Source organism: Bdellovibrionales bacterium (assembly GCA_016714165.1).
Classification (GTDB): domain Bacteria; phylum Bdellovibrionota; class Bdellovibrionia; order Bdellovibrionales; family UBA1609; genus JADJVA01.
In genome coordinates this window covers 329,665-349,517 of record JADJNU010000001.1, presented here as the reverse complement: position 1 = coordinate 349,517, position 19,853 = coordinate 329,665, and the positions used below count along the sequence as shown (strand labels likewise).

Below are 19,853 nucleotides of genomic sequence, written 5' to 3'. Positions count from 1 at the left end.
GTTAAAATTCGGAAGATAGAGTGTTCCTCAACGTGCTTCTAAACCAATCAGACTCAGAAAATCTTGTATTTCTAAACCCATCAGACCCAGAAAACTCTGAAGAGGCCGTCAAAAGCCCCCGACAGTTATTGGCATCCATAGGCTCATGGATATTTCTCTTGGCCACCGGGACCCGTCGACCAACCCAATCAAAAGTCTTTCTTCTGTCAACCCGAAGCAATGGCGCTGCCTGCCGACGCTTGAAATCCATAGCTTCAGAGTGCCGAATAATTGTTGCAACCCAATCGGCTGGTCGTTGAGGGAGCAGATGGGTATAGGATTTGACAAGGTTTTCGAGCGAGACCCTGCTTTCGTAATAGTCACGCAAAAGCCGATCGAGTATTTCATAAGGAGGCAATCCGCTCGAAGGATCATAACTCACTTGACCAGGTTTTAACTCAGCTGAAGCTGGTTTAACAATGGTGGTATTTGGAATGATTTCCTTGCCCGCTCTCTCATTGACATAATTCGCTAATCGATAGACCTCAGACTTCCAAAGCCCTCCTAAAATGCCAAGACCACCCTTGTCATCGCCGCCGAAGGTAAAATATCCCATTGCATATTCAGTTTTGTTTCCTGTTACAGCTACCATATAGCCAGGAAACCGATTGGCTATTCCATTTAAATACAACATCCTGAGGCGCGCCTGCGTGTTCTCGTCAACGATCCCTTCGTTCTGCCAGAATTTATCACCAAAAGTTTCTCGAGTGGCATCGTAAGCTCCTTCGATCGACAAAAGATGGACTTGGCTCTCTGGAACCCCCAAATTGTGTACCAGCTCAAAGGCATCCGTCTTACTTCCTTCAGATGAATATTTTGATGGCAAAGAAACAGCGATCAACTTCTCTGGACCTATCGCAGCTGCAATCAAGGCTGCAACAACGGCTGAATCTATTCCTCCGCTGATTCCAAGCACAAATCCCGTGGCACCCGTCCTGCGAACAAATTCACGTATTCCCGTCAGCAAGCCTTGATAGACAATTTCAAGTTCTGAAGGATTGGTCTCTTCGAGCAAAGAATCCTTTTTGACAAGTATCGGAGAGTTGACACCTGTTCCTTTCGGGAAATACACTGTCGCATAGTCATTACGAAAACTGGCAAGTCGGTCAACAGTGACACCCTCGGCATTCAGGACAAAGGATCTTCCATCAAACAAAACGGCATCTGTTGCACCAGACATGCCACTCCAGATAAATGGCACCTGAAGCTTCCGCGCCACATCACCATGAATATCCTCACGGAAGGCTTGCTTGTCTTGTCCATAAGGAGATGCCGAAAGAGAAATCGCCAAATCAATTTTTTTTCTTTGATAGATTTTGCGGATATCAAAATTATAGTAAGATCTCGGCCCCTGTGGTCCCGCAAATTTATCTTCAAACCACCAATCTTCACAAATCGCTATTCCGATTTTGTGTCCTCGAAACTTCCAAACATTCGCTTTATGTCCCGGATGAAACCATCTGGCATCATTGAACACGTCATAATCTGGCAACAGGGCCTTCGCATGTCGATAAATCAGTTTTCCATCCAGGAAGGCACTCGCCACGTTTTGCAATGGTTTTCCCCAGGCCTCTGGATTTCTCACGATATGGCCGACCAAAAGCGCCGTTTTTTTTCCTCTTGTCGCCTGGCTTAACAGAGAAACATATTTCTCGCTTCGAGCCCAAATTTCAGGTCTCTCAAAGTAATCACCAAAAGTATATCCTTCAACCGCGAGCTCTGGAGTAATAGCAATATCAGCTCCATCTTTGATGGCCCGTTGATAGCATTCAAGAATAGCCTTTAGATTGTACTCCATATCTCCCGCTACGGGATCAATCTGACAAATCGCAATTTTTAAGGGACGCTCCGAGGCTGCCATAGATATGTTACGACCCAATGGAAATAAAAAAAATAAAAGAAAAAAGAAGATCAGTTCTGACAATGACAGATTTGATTGCTTTGGTGGGCCTGATTGACTGAGTTGACTCTTTTGACTCTTTTGACTTCTTGGACTTTTTTGACTTTTCTGTGCCCCACTCGTCATTGCAGCTTTCAGATCAGAGGGTGATCGGTTTGAATATCGGGTTCAATTCAATTTCACTCTCAAATCCATAAAAGTGTTTTCCGTTAGGTAGTCGACCTCCGCTGGCTAAGCAATCACGAAATCGCCGGACACTAAAATTTTCATGACATATGTAAATTGGTAGCGATAGTCTCCACAAGAGTCAGACACAATAATATTAAAAATTATTGACCCTATGCTTAACCCGATTCAATGATGTCCGCTTAAAGGTCGCGATAATTGCCGACCACGCCTCACTTCCAGAAGGTGACGCCGTAACTGCGTAAGTGCCAGTGGCTGTTACAAGCTGGTCTGCAAGTGCCGCAATGTTGTTATTATTTCCCGGACCCTGCTTCACAAATCCCTTCTCTTCAAAACCGGAAGACATATTGAATCCGGAGCTTCCAGCGCTCATGCCAATCATGCCGATTAGAAGCTCATTGGCAGCACTGGTGGCGGCGGTATTGCCAGTGGAAATGGAACTGCCACTTCCCATCGCACTGCTCGTTCTATCCAAAGCTCCCGACGTGACAATTCCACTGTACTCAGCAATAAAAAAAGCAGCATCTGTAGAACTGGCAGGGATGCTCCCCGTCACGGTATTAGTTCCACCAGCAATATTTTCTGCGTAATAGATCCAAATTTGGTGGTTGTCAGATGTTTGATCGACCGTACCTGCCAATTGATAGGTATTACCTCTCGTATCCGATACAGTTAGAGTTTGACCATTGCCTCCAAAATAGCCGCCAACGACGATCAAGTTTCCGGCTATATTGGCGCTCTCAAAATCGTTCGAGAGAGTTATCGTCGCTCCTGATTTGTAGCTCGTCGCGGCCTGCACAAGTCCATTCGTCGCGACTGGAGGCGTGGCTGCCTTAAAGGCCGCCGCCTGAACAACCCAATCTGACAATCCTGAATGTGAGAACCGAACATAATGAGACCCGGCGAAGTTCGCTATTCGATCTTCAGTGGCATCCCCGTTTTGACCAGAACGCTGGATGAAGCTGTTGCCTGGCTCACCAGTTCCTCCACTCAACAAGAGGGACCCGTAAAGAAGGCTTCCTCCTTGTGAAGTGGTCAATGGACCAGCCGAAGAAGTGAGAGAGGATGAGCCTGTCGCCCCTGTGACAGATTCCTTTGGATCTGATGTCGCCAGGACTCCTGAGTATTCGTTGCACGAAATCTGTTTCCAAATATTAAAAGTTGCCGAGAGAGTTGCTGTGATATTGAGAGTCCCACTCCCCGTGATATTGTAGGCGTACCACAGTTCTTGCCTCCAGGTACTGCTCGGGAGAGTCGCAGGCCCTGTGGCCAATGAATAGGAATTCGAGGCCGTATCCGTCACTGAAATCAAACTTCCTGAGGTCGTATTGTAAGCCACTCGACAGACAATGAAATTTCCAGTCGTCGCTGAAAACGCACCCGTCGCAATATTGTTAGAGTTGGCGGTCTGATCATTTTGCTTCATTTTTACGAAGGATATTGAAGCTGCGGCCGGATCTGACACAAAGAGCGAACATGCAACAAGCGAAATAATGAAAACAGGAAATGCTTGGGTTATCCTCTCTTTTAGACCCGCAAGTTCAAAACCCATTGTGCTACACTCCCTTTAACAAATTATGTAAAATTACGGATTACAAAGTTCTCTTGATGCGGATAACAATGTATTTCGCAGTCCCACCGGCGATATCGATATTGCCATCGATTGATTGGTTATCAGCTTGAGTGGGAGTTCCATTTAAGGTTCCTGCCGCAAAGCTTCCGGTACCGCAGGTCAAGGGACTGCTCAGTATAGAAGTCGAACTTCCACCATTGAGGATTGGATTCACTGTCGGAGATCCTGCATTGGAATAGCACTCAACAGAAAGAACCGTCATCGTAGACCCTGTCAAATTGCTGCAATTAGCGGGAGAATCATTATCATCAACCAATACTGAAGAGGCTGATCCAGGATCACCTATGACAATTTCACAAACGCGGACAAGAGCCGAAGCAGGCAAGACATCTTTATAGGCTCCGCCATTCACAGAAAACTTGAGAGTATGCGAGGTACTATCTGCGTAAAGAAAGGTTTTGGTGGCAGCCGGTGTTGGGGCCGAGGCGGAAGCCATCTCCCGAAATGTCTGAGCCCCATTAACATCTAATTTAGAGCTGGGTGAAGTCGTTCCGATTCCCACATTGCCACCGAGGATTGCCATCACATTGCTTGCCGTTACATCCGCACCGCTTTGATCGCCCATAAAAATTCCGATGGACTCGGCTCCTGAAACAGTAGGTGCCGCACCGGCCGGAACCCCCGCACTGATGGCAACGGAATTTCCTCCCGTTACGTCCGCTTCATATCCCAAGGCCAAACTGCGATATCCGCCTGCGTAGGAGGCTCCTCCTATCGCAATTCCATGCTGGTTATCGGCCGAAGCCTGCCACCCAATCGCGGCCGACCAGTTGCTAACAGCCGAAGCATTGTCTCCAAAGGCAACGGTATTTAACCCACTCGCCGTGGCCCCGCCTCCCCACGCTAATGAGCCTCCGGCGCCGACTGCGTTGGCTCCTCCCCCACTGAGACCGAAGGCGTTCAAACGCATGTTCTCAGCTGGATTGCGATTGGCGACCCCGGTACCACCCGCTGCAACTGGCTGGAAAACAATGTCAGAGCTTCCTGTCCCCGTAGCAATTCCTGAAGACAGAATCAGGTTGCCTCCGTTTTTGTTGGTGGCGCCCGAAGTTGCTCCACCAGCTTTCAACGTCAAAGAATTTCCGGCCGTATCGGCCGTCGAATGACGTTCCACCCCAAGGCTCCGGGCAGATTCTCCCCCAAAACTCAAATCATAAGATGGAGTGGAAGCATTAAATCCAATTTTACCCGATGCCTCCGTAAGCACAGAATCGCCTACGGCACTAGATGAAGTGAATTTGGCAATTTTTCCAGAGGTACCACTTGTTGAGGGAGGCGAATACCGAACCCAACCCCCAAGACCACTATTGGCACTTGTATCCCACTTCACGGACTCACCATTGGCAAGTCCTGCGAAGTTAGCGGCATCGATGGCTTTCCCGCCAATCTTTCCATCAGAATAATTTTTGTTCACGGCATAGTCACCACCAGCTGGCACGTCCAACACTCTGACCCCTTGTCCTGCACCGCTCAGGTTAAGCACCCCGCCCGACACTGGAAGATCTGCGCTCTTTGCAAAGACTGTAGACGTGCCACCAGCCAATGCCATGAGCTCGGTATAGGTCGCATTTTGAAAAAGTGAATTCGCGTTTGCCTGGCTAAGAGCAGATGTCGTGGTGTTGATTTGCAAAAAATCACTCTTGCCCTTCCCTTCAAGTTTTGATGCGTAAAGAGCATATGGGACGCTGTTAATGGTTTGATCTTGAAGAGCAACAGGTCCGGAACCCTCATCAAAAGTCACACGAAGAAGACGACTGTGACCGGTCAAAGGAGCGTAGGGACAGGAGCCTCCTCCGGTAAAACTTCCCGTGTTAGAAAACACTTCTTTCAAGGAATACGCCGGCCCAACCGGAACTCCACTTCCCAATGGCAACGCAAAGGAACCACCAGAATTTGTCATATTGACTGTGTGAATCTCTTCGTAGAGCAGACATATCCCATCCTGGCTGAAAACACTCACATCAAAGGCAACAGAGGCGGCCTCAAGAGGACTGTTGTCGGGCTTCATAATTCGTCCTTGATAGACCAAGTCTGACGGAGCTTCGTTTGCCAAACTGAGTTGGCTCAAAACAAAACCTGAAAGACTGACAAAAATGAGAAGGTCAATACAGGCAAAAATAAATGGGTGAGGAGGACGAAAAATCCAAAGTCGAAAAAGGAAAATTTGATTTAGCAAAAATCTCACTTTAGATACACCTCGAGTCACGTCCCACAAAGTCCAGTCTGCCATCCTGGACCTATTTTGTAAAAAATTGGATCTCGCTTCGTTCAAAACAAGGCAACAAAATTGAGAAGGTTCTAAATTTTCTCAAATCAAGTCATTTTGGAACGCGAAAATAGATCAGAAAAATCAGCAGGAACCCCCGCAAGCAGGGCAACTATTCTCGGTGCAAGCCGGCCCAGGAACCGAACTGCAGGACGTCCCTGGAGGTGTACTGGGACTGTCTGTGAGACCGCCACCGGAACAGGATGAAGCGCAGACATCAACCGGGGTAGGATTCTCATAACAAGAGGCGGATCCCACATTGCAAGTGGGTGAGCAGGTCCCTGGGTTTCCAGGCGAATAGGAACAAACATAGCATCGGTTGCTCGCACCTGTGCATTGAGATCCATCTCCGTTACAGGGATTCGGAACTCCTCCACACTCAGATGCTCCAGTAGGAGCTCCCGAGCAACGTCCTGGTGTCGCGCCAACATTGCGACAGCCGCACGACCCACCGCTGGGGACAGATCTAGAGGTCCACCTGTAACACCTTATCATTTGCTTGGTCCCTTGACAGGTGATCCCACAAGAGCAGTTAAATGACCCACAGCGATTCGCGGCTTGGGAAGCACAAGAACTCTCATCACAACTCGCTACTTTGGTTCCATTCCCGCAAGAGGCAAAGTTGCCATTTGCATCGCAAGCACCTGGCAGTGTCTGACATGTATAATAATCTGCCGGGTTGTATTGGGAACAGGTGGTGCAGCACTTTGTTCCGCAAGTTCCTCCCCCTCCACAGCCAGCAGGGTTTGATAAGGGCAGGGTGCCAACGCAAGCGTTTCTCCTCTCTTCCTCAGTGTATTTGCTTTCACAAGATCCGCAGGCAACTCCACCACCAAAACAGGGAAGCTTAAGACCCTCAAGGCTGATGCAACCAACCGCCTGGGCCCCTGCCTTCATAGACCCAAATAAGAGAATGAATAAAATCAAGCGATTCACTTCCACTCCTCGGCAAACTCACTAAAGGCATCATTGAGCTCGCCCGCCTTTAAAAATCCTAGCTCTTCGATGAGGTGTTTGGATATATGAATCTTATAGTATTTGATATAAACCTGATCTTTCAAGTCCTGACGAAGGGCCTGATTTGCGGGAGTCAGGATATAATATGCCATAAGAACATTTACATTTTCGCCGTGATTCATCCAAGGCAGTTTTTGACTGACAGGATCGTCTGAATTTGTGGCTAATGTTGGAAGCAAGGGCACATGATCAAGTTCGAACTGGTAGGACTCTTGATCAGCAGGGCAGCCGGGCAATGGCTTAGAAAGAGGCCATCGACGGTATTGTAGGAGCATTTCATCCGGCGTGCCATCATCCGGAAAGCGAGGATCTCTTCCGATCATCATTTCTTCAAATTCCGACGAACTGTCGCCGTCTACATATCCAGAAGGAATATTGGGTCCCATCCCCTTAATCACTTCCATAATGTCGATAAAGTCATCGCCGTCAGAATCCAATCCGTTTGAAAGCCCCCATTTCGACACTTCACAGAGTGTTAACCCCAAGGCATTCGGATTGCCACAATCTTGGTGAATTGAATTCGCACACTGAGAGGCATTGAGTCCACCACAAAATCCGTCGAGCAACTGACTGGTAGGCCCCATCGATCTCGCTTTTGTCGGATCAAATCCTCGTTGCCCCTCAAGTTCATCGGGAATTCCATCCATATCAGAATCCGCGAGCAACTTTTCACCCATTTTCGTAATTGTCAGATTCGTCGCAACAAATTGTTTTAACTTGTATGGAACTCGAGTTCCGGACACCAAATACTTACAAAGATCGAGCTCGCTCACATCTTGTAGGAAAATATATTCCGTCAAGCCTTCATTGGCAATATCTGTTAAAATATCGCGGGCGATGGCTTCCTTCTTTCCCGTTGGGTCCTTTCTGGTGAGATAATCTCCGCCATAAAAAATCGGACGAAGGGTCAGGCCCAAGGCCTTTTCCTCCGCCTCATTTCTCATGTCGCGAACCTTTTGCTTCACCGTGATTTTCATGGCCTGGTAGGCCGCATTAGAAATGTCGTAGCCAATAACTGCTGGAATCGAGGGTTCTCCATCCGTCAGAAAAAAAGTCATATAAAATGCCTTTTTTCCATCTTCGGCTACCGCCTGCACATCATCGTGCACAATCTGTTTGGCGCACTCCATTCCCTCATCGTAACGGGTGATATACTCCGAACATCTCCCTCCGCCAGGAACGCAATCCTGCTTCGTCAGATCATGCTCCGACTCAAGAAAATCAAGGGGGTCGTTTGCGCCTTGAGTGAGGTAATCATCCACTGGTTTAAACTGATTTCGGTCACAAGCAGTACCCGGTGGAATAATTTTTTGATGCGCAAATCCAACGACAGCTATTTTCGTTGAGTCGTTGGCTTTCAAACAGTCTTTCGTCAGAAAATCGCGGATCGTCTGCATCCTCTGACGATTCAGGTCAGAACCATTGATTTCAATGATCTGATTAGAGGAGTTCCTCTTTTCGATGGTCGCGTTTGACGAGGACATATCCACAACAAAAGTGATCTTCACTTTATCTGTTGAGCTCAGCGAAGGCAAACTGCAGATATCGCCAGACTTGGCGTAGGACGACATCACTTGGCTTGAAATCGGCGTGAGCCGAACATTGCTGCAATTTTGAAAACAAGCAACCACCATTACAGCCAGCAAAAAGATGGAGTTCAAATATCTCATGGTGGCTCTCCCTGGATCTGAACAAATTTATCAAAAGAAAAACTACCTGGAAGAGCATATGATCCTGCACCTTCTGGTGCTGGAACGTCCATTTTGAGCAGGTGCCATGAGATCTTTTGACGATTTTCAAGTGTTGCCATCTCCAAGAGAAAATAGACTCTGTTAAAATGTGCTTCCTTCGCGATCGGGTCCAAGCGAACATCGTCCTTTATGGGGCCAGATCCCGACTGAGATTTCATGACAAGTATCGAACTTGAAGCCACGGCTTGCGTTGGAGCCAAGGGCATATTTCTGAGCTCGACCACATACTTTGCTACAGCCTGTTGAGCACCGCTTTGATCTGACCCCAATTCATAGCCCATAAACCGCGAAAAAAGGTCAACTTTGAAGCGATCCAGAACCGAAGCCACTTGACGGAGAGGGTGAATTCCGTATCGAAAATGATCATGGTCAGTGAAGCTGTCTCCTGAAGATTTCGACTCACGGTCATCATCGCCTGGCTTTAAAAATCTCAATGCCTCGAAGAGATCAGGAATGTGATCGGCGTCGGAATCCAGCAATATATCTCGAGTGCCAACCGTAATTTCCTCGCATTCATTCAAACCATCCAAGTCCATGTCAATATCCGGCCGACACCCAAGCTTCTGGCATCCGAAGTTCACCGCAATCCCGTCCAGACAAATCCCATTTGTCCTCGGAATACTGGGATCCATTCCTTGCGCGACTTCCTCTTCGTCTCCAAGACCATCACCGTCGCTATCGATAATAAGATTTCCAAACTTGTTAACGTAAACATTTGTGTTTATCGCATAGAAATTTTCAATGACATAAGTAGACGAATCCCCCCCTAAGTTGACAACAGGAAAGGGTGGAGTTCCGTCTGTGATATTGTAGATCGGTATCTGACGCCGGACCAGACTCGACTGCACCTCATCAAAAATATTTTTTGTTTTATCCAGAGATTTGTTGGTGTCCTCAGAAGGAACGGCCAGCCAATTCATTTTAGCAAATTTCATTGAAATTCGAAAACCTAAAAAATCAGGATCTTGTTCAAGTTTCAAAATATTATTGAGCGAAACTATCACTTCATCTAACTGATTCACAGCGGGATCACCGAGATACTCCCTAAAATTCTGCTCAAGTGACTGACAGTAACGACCTGGAGCTTCTCCAGGGCCGCTCCAACATCCACCTGTTGAAAAGCAGGTACACGCAATATGAGTGGGGGGTTCTGCTGCAATCAGGGCATCCTGCTACCTGTCTCAGAAGCCCAAAGAGAGCATTGGTCGGCTTATAGACCCCATCTGAGATGATCACAAACAAAAAAGGTGTTGTCGCCAACTTGTCTTGCTCCTTAAGCAAATTCGCCTCACGAACAATCTCGGCGTAAGCATAGTCAAGAATAGGATCAAAGACCGTTGTTCCCATGATTTCCCGAGCTCCGTTGGACTTCATGGCATCTTGCTCTTGCCTGAGGGCAGCTAGCCAAGTCTCCGCCTTGGGCAAATCAACAAATTTCATGTGATCCAGATCTCGAAGGTTATGCACAGGGCTCGCGATTGGATTTGGGCGCTTCGCTTTTCCTCCAGAAAAGGGCAAAAGCATCACTTTAACATCCATTCCCTTTTCAACTACATCTGCAAGTTGATCAAGCCATGCTTTCGTGACATCGTAGCGATACCCCGGCTGATCAACTCCAGGCCCTCTCTGACAGGAATTAAATGGAGAACCAGTGGGACTCGGGGCCGTCCCATCCAGATCCTGAGGACACTTCCCCCAGACCATTGAGAAGCTCTGATCCAAAAGTACGACAACACGAGCATTTCCTGGATCTCGGCGAGGAATGGGAAGACGCTGGGCCTCTGCGCCGATGACTGAAGAGACCTGCCTTTCAGGAACAAGAGCGGTAAGCCGCACCTTGCTACAGTTCTCAAATGCAACAACGCAAATCACTAGAAAGACAAAAAAAATCCCAATTGAAGTGAAATGACGCTTTCTCAAACTCATCACTTCTCATTTCGGAACAATGGCGCCGAAACTTGATAGATTTCTCAGACATATGATCTTCAATCGAAGAATCATCTGAATGACTTTAACTTTCGCTTCAATTTGATACAATCCTCATCTTAGGCCCATTTAAATCAATGACTTGTCCCCAACGACAAATGAGTCTTATTGAAGACATTGTACTTGCCTGACGGCTTCTTCATTGGAATACGCTTAATCTCTTTGAGCGTTTTAGAATCCAGCAGGCTCCTTTAGTAAGATCACCTCAGGTACAATTTCGGCGTAACACCGTTTCACTGTAAGACAGGCTGGGCCGCAAAAGTGCGTATAAGTTAATTTTGGAGTAAAATGACTAGTGACTTATGTAGTGTAATAGGTCCTGAGAGACAGGAGAGCGCACGGAATGAGCAATGTCCCTGGCATGTGGCGACCCCGCCATTTTTGGCATTTGGTCCATTTGTCACTCGCCGCTACTGCAATGATTCTTGTGTTTCAAAACTGTACCGGTGGTTTTACATCGCACAAGGTGGACGTCGACTCTGAACAGGTCAGGGGCGGATCTCTACAGAGTCGTTTCCAGTGCTTAAGCTCTGAACCACCGATCGATACAGTGCAAAGGCTTACGAAGTACGAATATTTGAACACACTGAAAAGCATTTTTGGCGAAACCATACTTAGCGATCAGATCGTAGCACTTCATCTCGCAGGTCTCCCCTCTGATTTGGTTTTGGGGCGCGAGGAGGCCTCGCCCATTCAGGAGAGGCACTTCGAAGCTTATTTAGGCGTGGGCATCCAAATGGGATCGTTCTTATTCAGCTCGAGGTCGCTCTTAACAAAAATGGGCATTAGCTGTGTCGGCACAGCCCTGCTTGATGATATTTGCTTGAGCCGAGTTGTTGAACAGGTGGGCACTCTATTCTTTCGTCGGCCACTGAACCCCAATGAGGTGTCTTTTGCGAAAGATACCTACACAGCCGCTCCAGGTAACGCATCAGAAAAGTTTCAGATGTTAATCGGAAGCTTTTTGGTTTCGCCCGAGTTCCTCTTTCATCTCGAGTTAGAGGGAGGAGAGATGGAGAATTCGAGCCTCAATTCATATGCTATTTCCGATTGGGCGCTAGCATCTCGCCTGTCTTACGCGATTTGGGGAACCATGCCTGACAGCACTTTAATGGATGCGGTGAGAGCTGGGCACCTCTCAACCCAGTCAGGTCTGATCCAGGAATTTCAAAGAATGATGGCTGATAGTAAGGCTCGAATTCACCTTCGCAGGCTGTTTGCGGATTGGCTAGGTTTTGATATTACTCCTGCGCTCAGCTTTTCTGAATCTTTTCTGAATGGACTGAAATTGTCTGGTCTCAAAGTGGCAATGAAGGACGAGTTTGACGACTACGTCGATCATATTATCTGGGATGTTAATGGCGACTACTTCGATCTGATGACCTCGCAGTGGTCCAAGGTTAAATCGGAAGAACTAGCCAAACTCTACGAAGTAACCCCTGATCCAAACGGACTCGTCGATTTTTCAGGCAAGTCTCGTCGCGGCCTAATAGGAAAAGCAACCTTTCTTTCACGGGTCGGTATTTTGGGTACTTCCGTACCAATCAAACGCGGAGCCTTTGTTAGAGCACAGTTGCTATGCAAGGAAATCAGTCGGCCCAGTCCACAAAGCCTTCCCGAGGGCGTGCTCAACCCAATCGACATTGATCCAAACCAAAGCACCAGGCAGGTTGTCCAAGCGAAGACGAGTTCGACCTCCTGTATCGGTTGCCACTCTCAAATCAACCCTTTGGGATTTGCCATGGAGAACTTTGATCCGATTGGAAGGTTAAGAACCAAAGAGTTGATCTTTGATAGCACCACCGGCGAGGCCACCAACTCATTTCCCGTTGACGCGAGGGTCAACTTGACCATGGACCAAAAGGAAATCGTTATCGATGGAGGCTCCGATTTAGCAAGTGCGATCGGGAACTCTCAAGAGGGCCGAGACTGTTTCACCCAGAAAATGTTTGAGGCGATGGCCAGACGAAAAATGGTCAGTCAGGATGAATGCGTTCTTGAAAGCATGGTTGGAAAACTTCAGTCGAGCAATAAAAAAGGCAGTATTCGAGAAATGATTGGATCGGCAATTATTCGGCCAAATATCAGAACTCGTCGTGTGGGGGCACAGTGATTTACTATCTCGATCGCAGGCAGTTTCTTCGCGGCCTTGGTGGATTCTCTCTGGCTTTGCCGTTTCTACCCTCTCTTTTTCCTTCAAAGGCGCTCGCGGCCGGCCCAGTCCCAAAGCGGTTTGTCGCTATTTTACAAGGGCACTGCTATTTTGGCCGTGAGTTCTGGCCCACGGCTCCAACTGATGTCTTAGCCAATCCCTTGATGACAATTCGGTCCAGGGATTTGACTCAAATCACAGGATCTCTGAGTCCAATTCTTTCAGATCCCAAGATTTTGTCTATGAGAAGCAAAGTGACTCTATTAAGAGGGATTCAAAATTATTCGGCCTGCGGAGAGAACAATCACCCATCAGACCGTATGCTGCGAGGCTCAGCTATCGACCCTGGAAACGAGTCCATGGATGTTGTTTTGAGCAACTGGAGTCAGTTCTACCAGCAGCCTCCCAAACAAAGGATTCTAAGCTTCGCGTCTCACAATATAGATTCCCCCCAAATGTCGAATAAAAAAACACCTGGCGGAACAATAGGCTTAAGTATGGATATTGATCCTATTGTTTTATTCAATCGTGTATTTACCAACAGCGGAGCTGCGCCAGGCATAAGCGAAAACAACAAGAAGCAATTTATCGTAGACCGAGTCTTGGTGAGTTTCAATCAAGTTCGAAACAGCGCAAGAATTTCAAAGGCCGAGAAAATTATCCTAGAAAATCACATTGAGTCGATCTACGAAATTCAGAAGTCACTGGGCTCGGTATCGTCGCCGACTTGCCAAGAGCCCGCTACCCCATCGACCACATATAACGTTAAGACCCGTCAAAATCTAGCAATGAAAATCATCACTTCAGCTCTGGTCTGTGACCGAAGTCGCATAGCTACGATTTATTTTAAAAGTGGCGACTCAGGGGACGGCGCCGATGGTATATATGATGGAAGCTGGCACGAGAACGGACATCCCGACAACAATGAAATCGGTATGAATGCGCCTAATTCAGTGAGGAGGACCAATCAGACAAATTTTGGAAAATATGTTGCTTCTATGATCGGTGAAATGATGGAGCAGTTCAATGCTGCGGTCGAAGATACGTCCACTGGTGCCACGGCCCTGGACAACTCAATCATCTACTGGAGCAACGGCATGGGTGACGTCGATGATTACGGAGGCTCGCTTTCGACTCACGGGGATGAGTGTCTCAAAACGTTCCTTGCTGGCGGAGGAAACTTAGGCATAAAAACTGGGCAGTTTCTGCACTATGTAAAACGTTTCACTGGAGTGGGATACCCCTACGACGGGACATTCGGTTACAAGGCCCAAGCCGGCCCATCTCAGAATCAGCTTCTAGTGAGTCTCTTGCGTGCGTTCGGCATGTCGCCTGAAGAATTTGAAACAACCGGAAAGAAAGGCTTCGGTAGCTATGGCAAATACTTCGGAGATAGCGTTGGCGAAGAGCTCTATAACGATAAAGGATATATGGCGCTTATCGCACCTCTTGTTGCTGACCGACGGGCACCGCTGCCAGGCTTGATGAAAACGTGATAGGGTTCGAGCAGAAAGATCAAGAAATCTTTGGGGGGGGGCGTGATTGGTAAAAAACTTAAATGATCAAAATCCATCCAAGTGGGTCAGTCTCTAACTCAATGACTTGTCCCCAACGACAAATGAGTCTTATTGAAGACATTGTACTTGCCTGACGGTTTCTTCATTGGAATACGCTTAATCTCTTTGAGCGTTTTAGAATCGAAGGCAATCAAATAACCTTCATCATCCCAGATACTGACAAGTGCCGTGCGACCATCTTTTGTGAACTCAACATGTGCTGCGGTTTTTCCCGGAATGGGTTTTAAAATTTTCTCCACTTTGAGATTGTTCTTATTTATGAGATAAATTTCATCTCTCTTCTCGCTCAAAAATGCATCGGCCCAGGCATACTTTGTTTTCTCATGACTTCGAAGAAAGAAACCAGCTCCACCCGTTTGAATTTTCTTTAAAACCTGCCAGGTTTTGGTGTCAATTATGCTGATCTCACCAGCCTTCAAATTTGGCGCCGCCATGACAATCGTCTTATTGCGGGCCCAGGCTATGCCCGATCCAAGATGGGGCATCCCCTCAATATCGATGGTTTTAATGGTTCGTCCAACAATCAAATTAAGGATTTGGGCCTTCCCTCCATCTCGAGATGTTCCAATCAAATAACTGTAGTCTGGGTTGAAAAAGAAATCTTCAATGGCCCTGTCAACAGGGATTCTTCGAAGTGGGAACATCTCTCTTTTCTGTTCCAGTTCACCTGAATCTGTTCGAAAATCGTGGACCAAGCCCTCATGGACGGCGGGGGGATCTTCGGAATAATTGATTTCCCAAACCTCACTGGCATCTCTCAACGCGATGACAAAACTTTGGCGAGGCTTAGCCGCATAGACGGCGCTCACGCGTGAGGGAGTGGCTTGCCGATCTGCTACGTTCCAAGTTTTGATGATACTGAAATCTGATGTCCTGAGGAGAACCAGCGTGTTTGGCAATTGATTTCCCGCCATCAGGTATTTGCCATCATCTGAGATAGCAATATTTCGAAGATTGATTCCAACCCGCGCTTCCATCACTGGTTTTAAATTATAAACATCTATCTTTGTGACCCAACCATCCCGTGAAGCCACATAGGCATAACGTCCGTTTGATGAATATTTGATGCCTCCATGAAGTCCCGGGCGCATTTGAAAGGAACCAAGGATTTCCAGTCGATCGCCATCCAGCACACTCAGCATGTGATCACCATGAGTCACTACAAAAAAGAGATTCCAAGGATCAGCTTTGAATTGAGGACTCTCCTTTAATTCCGAAGCGGGAACGAGAGAGCGGGTTGAAGCCTTAATTGATGCTTCACTCCAGCGCACTTCATCAGTTGCTGGACTATAAATGTAGTCAACCAGATCTTTGATTTGCTCCTGCGACAACAATCGAGAAAAGCCAGGCATCTGCGTAGCTCTTCGTCCCTCCAAAATAGCTGTAATGGCCTCGGGCTTTTTAAGTCGATTAAGCCCTTCTGGAATCAAAGCGGGTCCGGAAATTCCGTATCGATTCTCGCCATGGCAAGAGGCGCAATGCTGGACATAGTTCCCACGAGCCAACAGGAAATTTGGCGATCCGACAGCATCTTTTGTCTCTTTCGCTTCTTCGGGTTCGATAACTCTCGTTGATTGACAACTTGTCGAAGACAAACAAATCAATCCAAACCAACAAACAAAACCAAATAAAGAGGCAAAATGAAAAGTGGAAAACAGTTTCTTTATCACAGGCCAATCCTATTAGCTCGAGAACTAAAAAATATGCCGCTCGGCTTATCCACCGTCAGCGACTTGAGCTTCTTCACTTTGTCAGTCGAATAGACATCAATTCGATTCTCGTCACGCACAGAAATCCAAACCTGCTCACCCTTCGGAGTAAACTCCATGTGCAAAACTGCCTTGCCCGGATTTAGAGTTTCAACAACTGATAAAGTAGAGACATCAATAATCTGAACTTTACCGTTGTCTGGCAACGCAAAATTTACCCAGACTTTTCTTCCGTCGGGACTGACCATCGCAAAGACAGGCTGTCCACTCAGAGGAATTCTCTTCTTTTCTGTCCATCTGGTGGTATCAACAACAACCACCTCGTGGTGCCCGACTCCAGGCACAAAAGCCAAATTGCCTGAAACAGCCCATGCTTCAAAATGGGGCATCTTAAAAACTGGTAACTTTTGCTCCCCTTTTCCGTATTTTGGCAAAATCCTCTTTACACCTTTTGATTTATCCCAAAGATCCACCATTGAGATTCCGTCTTCGCCAAAAAGGCCGGCCAAATAATACCGCCCCTCTGGGGTTACAAATCCATCGTACGGCTCTCTCCCGGCATCTTTAAATTTGTGGACCTCAGGAGCGCCTCCATCGGTCATTTTAGCGACCCAGATTTCACCCGCCTCAAAGAGCGAAAATACAAATTGATTGTCTGGTGCATCGACAAGCCCGACGACCTTGGACAATTTACCTTCGTCATTTCGCGCCTCAATTTCAGCAACCAATCTCAGATCATCACTTCGAAAGATCTTTACGCCGCCAGGTTCGTAATTGGACACCGCAACGTAACGGCCATCCTGAGAGATGGCTCCACCGATAGAATTTCCCGACTGAAGGATCCTCTTCACTATTTTCGTCTTTAGCAGATCAATTTTTGTGAGTCCCCCATCGCGCCCAAACACGTAGGCAAAACGACCATCTCGGGAAAAGACCACCGAAGCGTGCGACAAGTCTCCAAGTCCTCCAATCAATCCAAGTTTTGTCCTTTCGGTTGTTTCAACGATTTGGACAGATCCGGCTTCTCGTTCAACAACGACGCCGAGATCACCAGTTCCCCTGAGTGTCGCACATGAAGAAAAAAGCAAACTTACAAAAAGACATTCGATAATATGACTTCTCATTCATTATCTCCTTTGATGAGAATTTCGGCCAGACGGTTCGCTTCGCTCTCTGTCACAAGACTCCTCCAGGGTGGCATCGCGGTTCCAGGTCTTCCGCTCAAAATGACTGCCTGGATTTCATTTCTGTTGCGGCTTAGCATGGTTTTCTTTGTCAAAGGAGGACCAAGCCCTCCCTTTAAAGTCATCCCATGACAAGAGCCGCAATCATGTTTGAGAAGATGTTTGAGTTCGAGATCCGTCCTCTCTGCGCGAATCGAGTGAGCAATTAAAATCTGAAATAACAAAAGAAACAACACCTGAAACTTGAACATAAAAATCTATTACCTCTGAAATTCCAAAAAGAAAAGGAGAGTTGGTAAGGATCCAACTCTCCTTCGAAGAACGCCAAAACAAGGTCCACTCAAATCAATAAATGTCGTGTTGAGTATTGAAGACGTTGAATTTACCTGTGGGCGTTATAAGCCGAGCATCTTTGATAACGCTCTTCACTTTACGTGTTTTGTCATCCAGGACGACAATGGCAGACTTCTGATCTTTTCCATTCCAAACGGAAAACCAGACCTCATCGCCAGCTCTGTTATATTCAGGTTGAACCACTCGCTTCGGTCCATCGCCCAGATCCGCCAATTCAGCGATGGGAATACGCTCAAAACCCTTGTCAACATTGTTAATATCTAGCACGGCAACGCTCTGACTGATTTTCGTATCAGGATTCAAAGTCGTGTCCACCCATAGATTCTTAGACTTTGGGTGAGTCTTAATAAAGAGAGAACCGCCTCCTTGACCCTTAACTGTTTTCACCACGGACCAAGCTTTTTTACCTTTTGGCTCAGTCGAGATCATAGAGATTGAATCGTCGCCAAGATGGCTTGTCGCCCATACTCTCCCTAATTTTGGCAACTTAAAATTGGCCCCACGACCAGGATGAGGAATAGCCCCAACGTCAACAAGCTTGACGAGTTTCGCTGTTTTAGAATCAATGACGGCAATCTTATTTGATTTATTCGCTGCAGACATGAAGTAACGATGACTTGAATCCCATCCTCCATCATGTAAGAAAAGTGCCGCATCAACGACCGTCGTTTTGAGATTTTCAATATCAGTGTAGTCAACCAGCATGATTTTGCCGGTCTCTTTTACATTGATGATAAATTCAGGTCGCTCATGTGAAGCAATGATCGCTGCAACCCGAGGCTCTGGATGATACTCCTGAGTGCCAGTTGTCATTCCGCGAGTAGAGACCACTTTGATTGGCTCCAGCGTATCGCCATTCATGATGACGTACTGTGGCGGCCAATAACTCCCTGCGATAGCATACTTGTCCTCATATCCCTTGTATTTTGAGGTCTCAACGCTTCGGGCTTCTAGGCCGATTTTGATTTCAGCAACGGTCTCGGGCACCTTCATAAAAAGGTCGATGAGATTTAGCCTCGCATCTCTGCCAATAACAAAAAGATATCGACCGGATGAAGACATCCTCGATATATGAACCGCGTAACCAGTCTTAATAATCGTCACGATCTTTTTGCTGTCACCGTCAATCAAGGCCACTTCGCCAGAATCGCGCAAGGTCACTGAAAAGAGATTATCAAGATTTAAATTGTTTTCCTTTTTCTTTGGTCGTTTATCTGGAGCAACCAACATCTTCCATGAACCTTTTAGCTCATTCATGCCCCACTCTGGCGGCACAGCCGGTTCGTTTTGAATGTATCTGGCCATCATTTCAATCTCTTTATCACTGAGCTGACCCGAGGTGCCCCAATTCGGCATTCCCGCTGGAGATCCATAAGTAATGAAGTTCTTCAGATATTCCGTTCCCAGCTTACGTGTGATGTCCGTTGTCAGCGGCTTGCCCGTTGCGCCTTTTCGAAGGACACCGTGACAGCCCGCACATCTCTCAAAGTAAATCGTGTTTGATTTTTCAAATTCGCTTTTTGAAATCTGAATACCTTTTGGCACGTCCTTGTAAACAATGTCACTCGAAGATATTCCCGATGGGGCTCCCTCATATCGACCAGTCTGCTCCATCGTCTTGGCTTTCTCGCCCTTTGATTCTTCCAATGATTTGCCGCCAGATTTGGAGGTCGAGTAATAAGCCGCTAGATTTTCGACATCTTTGTCTGACAAGGGAGTCGCCATTGCGGACATCACGGGATCCTTCCGATCGCCCGACTTGAAGGCTTTAAGTTGCTTGACGAGGTAGGCCTCTGATTGACCGGCCAACGATGGATAGAGTGGGTTCACGCTATTGCCCGCAACACCGTGACAGGCAACACAGGAGTTCGCTCTTTCTTTTCCCGCTTTAGAATCACCCGCACCCATCGATTTCGATGAGCTAAAGGTCACCGCCGCAAGCGACAGGATGATGGTGTAGAAACGATTGCTGTTCATAAATCTTACTCCCTTGCTTAAATTCTGAGCTCTAAACTTAGAATTTTGATCTTTGCATTGCTGCTGAAATTTTATTATTTCAATAATCTCTCACTAAACGAGTGTTCCGCCAAGAATAAATG

15 protein-coding genes are annotated in these 19,853 nt (G+C 47.1%); 2 read left to right on the top strand and 13 right to left on the bottom strand.

Going from position 1 to position 19,853, the window contains the following annotated elements; all coding sequences use genetic code 11:
- Position 1: 1 nt before the first annotated feature.
- From nadE to IPJ71_01515, 9 genes are all read right to left on the bottom strand, one after another.
- Positions 2-1,963 carry an NAD(+) synthase gene (gene nadE / locus IPJ71_01555; GenBank protein ID MBK7842372.1) on the bottom strand — a complete coding sequence of 654 codons (1,962 nt, stop codon included), beginning with the start codon at positions 1,961-1,963 and terminating at the stop codon, positions 2-4.
- Between the two features lie 298 nt (positions 1,964-2,261).
- Positions 2,262-3,677 (bottom strand): hypothetical protein, encoded by a 1,416-nt coding sequence (locus IPJ71_01550; GenBank protein ID MBK7842371.1) that lies wholly within the window; start codon positions 3,675-3,677, stop codon positions 2,262-2,264.
- A gap of 40 nt (positions 3,678-3,717) precedes the next feature.
- Entirely contained in the window at positions 3,718-5,988 is a 2,271-nt protein-coding gene (locus tag IPJ71_01545) for a hypothetical protein (protein MBK7842370.1), read from the bottom strand.
- Between the two features lie 83 nt (positions 5,989-6,071).
- Positions 6,072-6,476, bottom strand: a complete 405-nt coding sequence (locus IPJ71_01540; protein MBK7842369.1) for a hypothetical protein — start codon at positions 6,474-6,476, stop codon at positions 6,072-6,074.
- A gap of 138 nt (positions 6,477-6,614) precedes the next feature.
- On the bottom strand, positions 6,615-6,899 hold the full coding sequence (locus IPJ71_01535; GenBank protein ID MBK7842368.1) for a hypothetical protein: 285 nt from the start codon (positions 6,897-6,899) through the stop codon (positions 6,615-6,617).
- A gap of 57 nt (positions 6,900-6,956) precedes the next feature.
- Positions 6,957-8,711: a hypothetical protein gene (locus IPJ71_01530; GenBank protein ID MBK7842367.1), complete on the bottom strand. Its 1,755-nt coding sequence runs from the start codon at positions 8,709-8,711 to the stop codon at positions 6,957-6,959.
- Positions 8,708-9,814 carry a hypothetical protein gene (locus IPJ71_01525; GenBank protein ID MBK7842366.1) on the bottom strand — a complete coding sequence of 369 codons (1,107 nt, stop codon included), beginning with the start codon at positions 9,812-9,814 and terminating at the stop codon, positions 8,708-8,710. Before IPJ71_01525 ends, IPJ71_01530 begins: the two co-directional genes overlap by 4 nt.
- A 34-nt stretch (positions 9,815-9,848) precedes the next feature.
- On the bottom strand, positions 9,849-10,718 hold the full coding sequence (locus IPJ71_01520) for a hypothetical protein (protein ID MBK7842365.1): 870 nt from the start codon (positions 10,716-10,718) through the stop codon (positions 9,849-9,851).
- A gap of 134 nt (positions 10,719-10,852) precedes the next feature.
- The gene (locus tag IPJ71_01515) at positions 10,853-10,963 is read right to left on the bottom strand and encodes a hypothetical protein (protein ID MBK7842364.1); all 111 of its coding nucleotides are present in this window, start codon (positions 10,961-10,963) and stop codon (positions 10,853-10,855) included.
- Between the two features lie 158 nt (positions 10,964-11,121).
- On the opposite strand from IPJ71_01515, the gene IPJ71_01510 reads away from it, so the two are divergent.
- Both IPJ71_01510 and IPJ71_01505 read left to right on the top strand, forming a co-directional pair.
- Positions 11,122-12,891 carry a DUF1592 domain-containing protein gene (locus IPJ71_01510; protein ID MBK7842363.1) on the top strand — a complete coding sequence of 590 codons (1,770 nt, stop codon included), beginning with the start codon at positions 11,122-11,124 and terminating at the stop codon, positions 12,889-12,891.
- Positions 12,888-14,426, top strand: coding sequence for a DUF1552 domain-containing protein (locus tag IPJ71_01505; protein ID MBK7842362.1), 1,539 nt, complete (start codon positions 12,888-12,890; stop codon positions 14,424-14,426). The genes IPJ71_01510 and IPJ71_01505 overlap by 4 nt, the downstream gene beginning before the upstream one ends.
- 98 nt (positions 14,427-14,524) lie before the next feature.
- Here IPJ71_01505 and IPJ71_01500 read toward each other — a convergent pair whose 3' ends face one another.
- From IPJ71_01500 to IPJ71_01485, 4 genes are all read right to left on the bottom strand, one after another.
- Entirely contained in the window at positions 14,525-16,177 is a 1,653-nt protein-coding gene (locus IPJ71_01500; protein ID MBK7842361.1) for a c-type cytochrome, read from the bottom strand.
- Positions 16,174-17,340, bottom strand: coding sequence for a protein nirF (locus tag IPJ71_01495; GenBank protein ID MBK7842360.1), 1,167 nt, complete (start codon positions 17,338-17,340; stop codon positions 16,174-16,176). The genes IPJ71_01500 and IPJ71_01495 overlap by 4 nt, the downstream gene beginning before the upstream one ends.
- Positions 17,337-17,651, bottom strand: coding sequence for a cytochrome c (locus IPJ71_01490; protein ID MBK7842359.1), 315 nt, complete (start codon positions 17,649-17,651; stop codon positions 17,337-17,339). Before IPJ71_01490 ends, IPJ71_01495 begins: the two co-directional genes overlap by 4 nt.
- Before the next feature lie 94 nt (positions 17,652-17,745).
- Positions 17,746-19,662, bottom strand: coding sequence for a c-type cytochrome (locus tag IPJ71_01485; GenBank protein MBK7842358.1), 1,917 nt, complete (start codon positions 19,660-19,662; stop codon positions 17,746-17,748).
- Between the last annotated feature and the right edge of the window lie 191 nt (positions 19,663-19,853).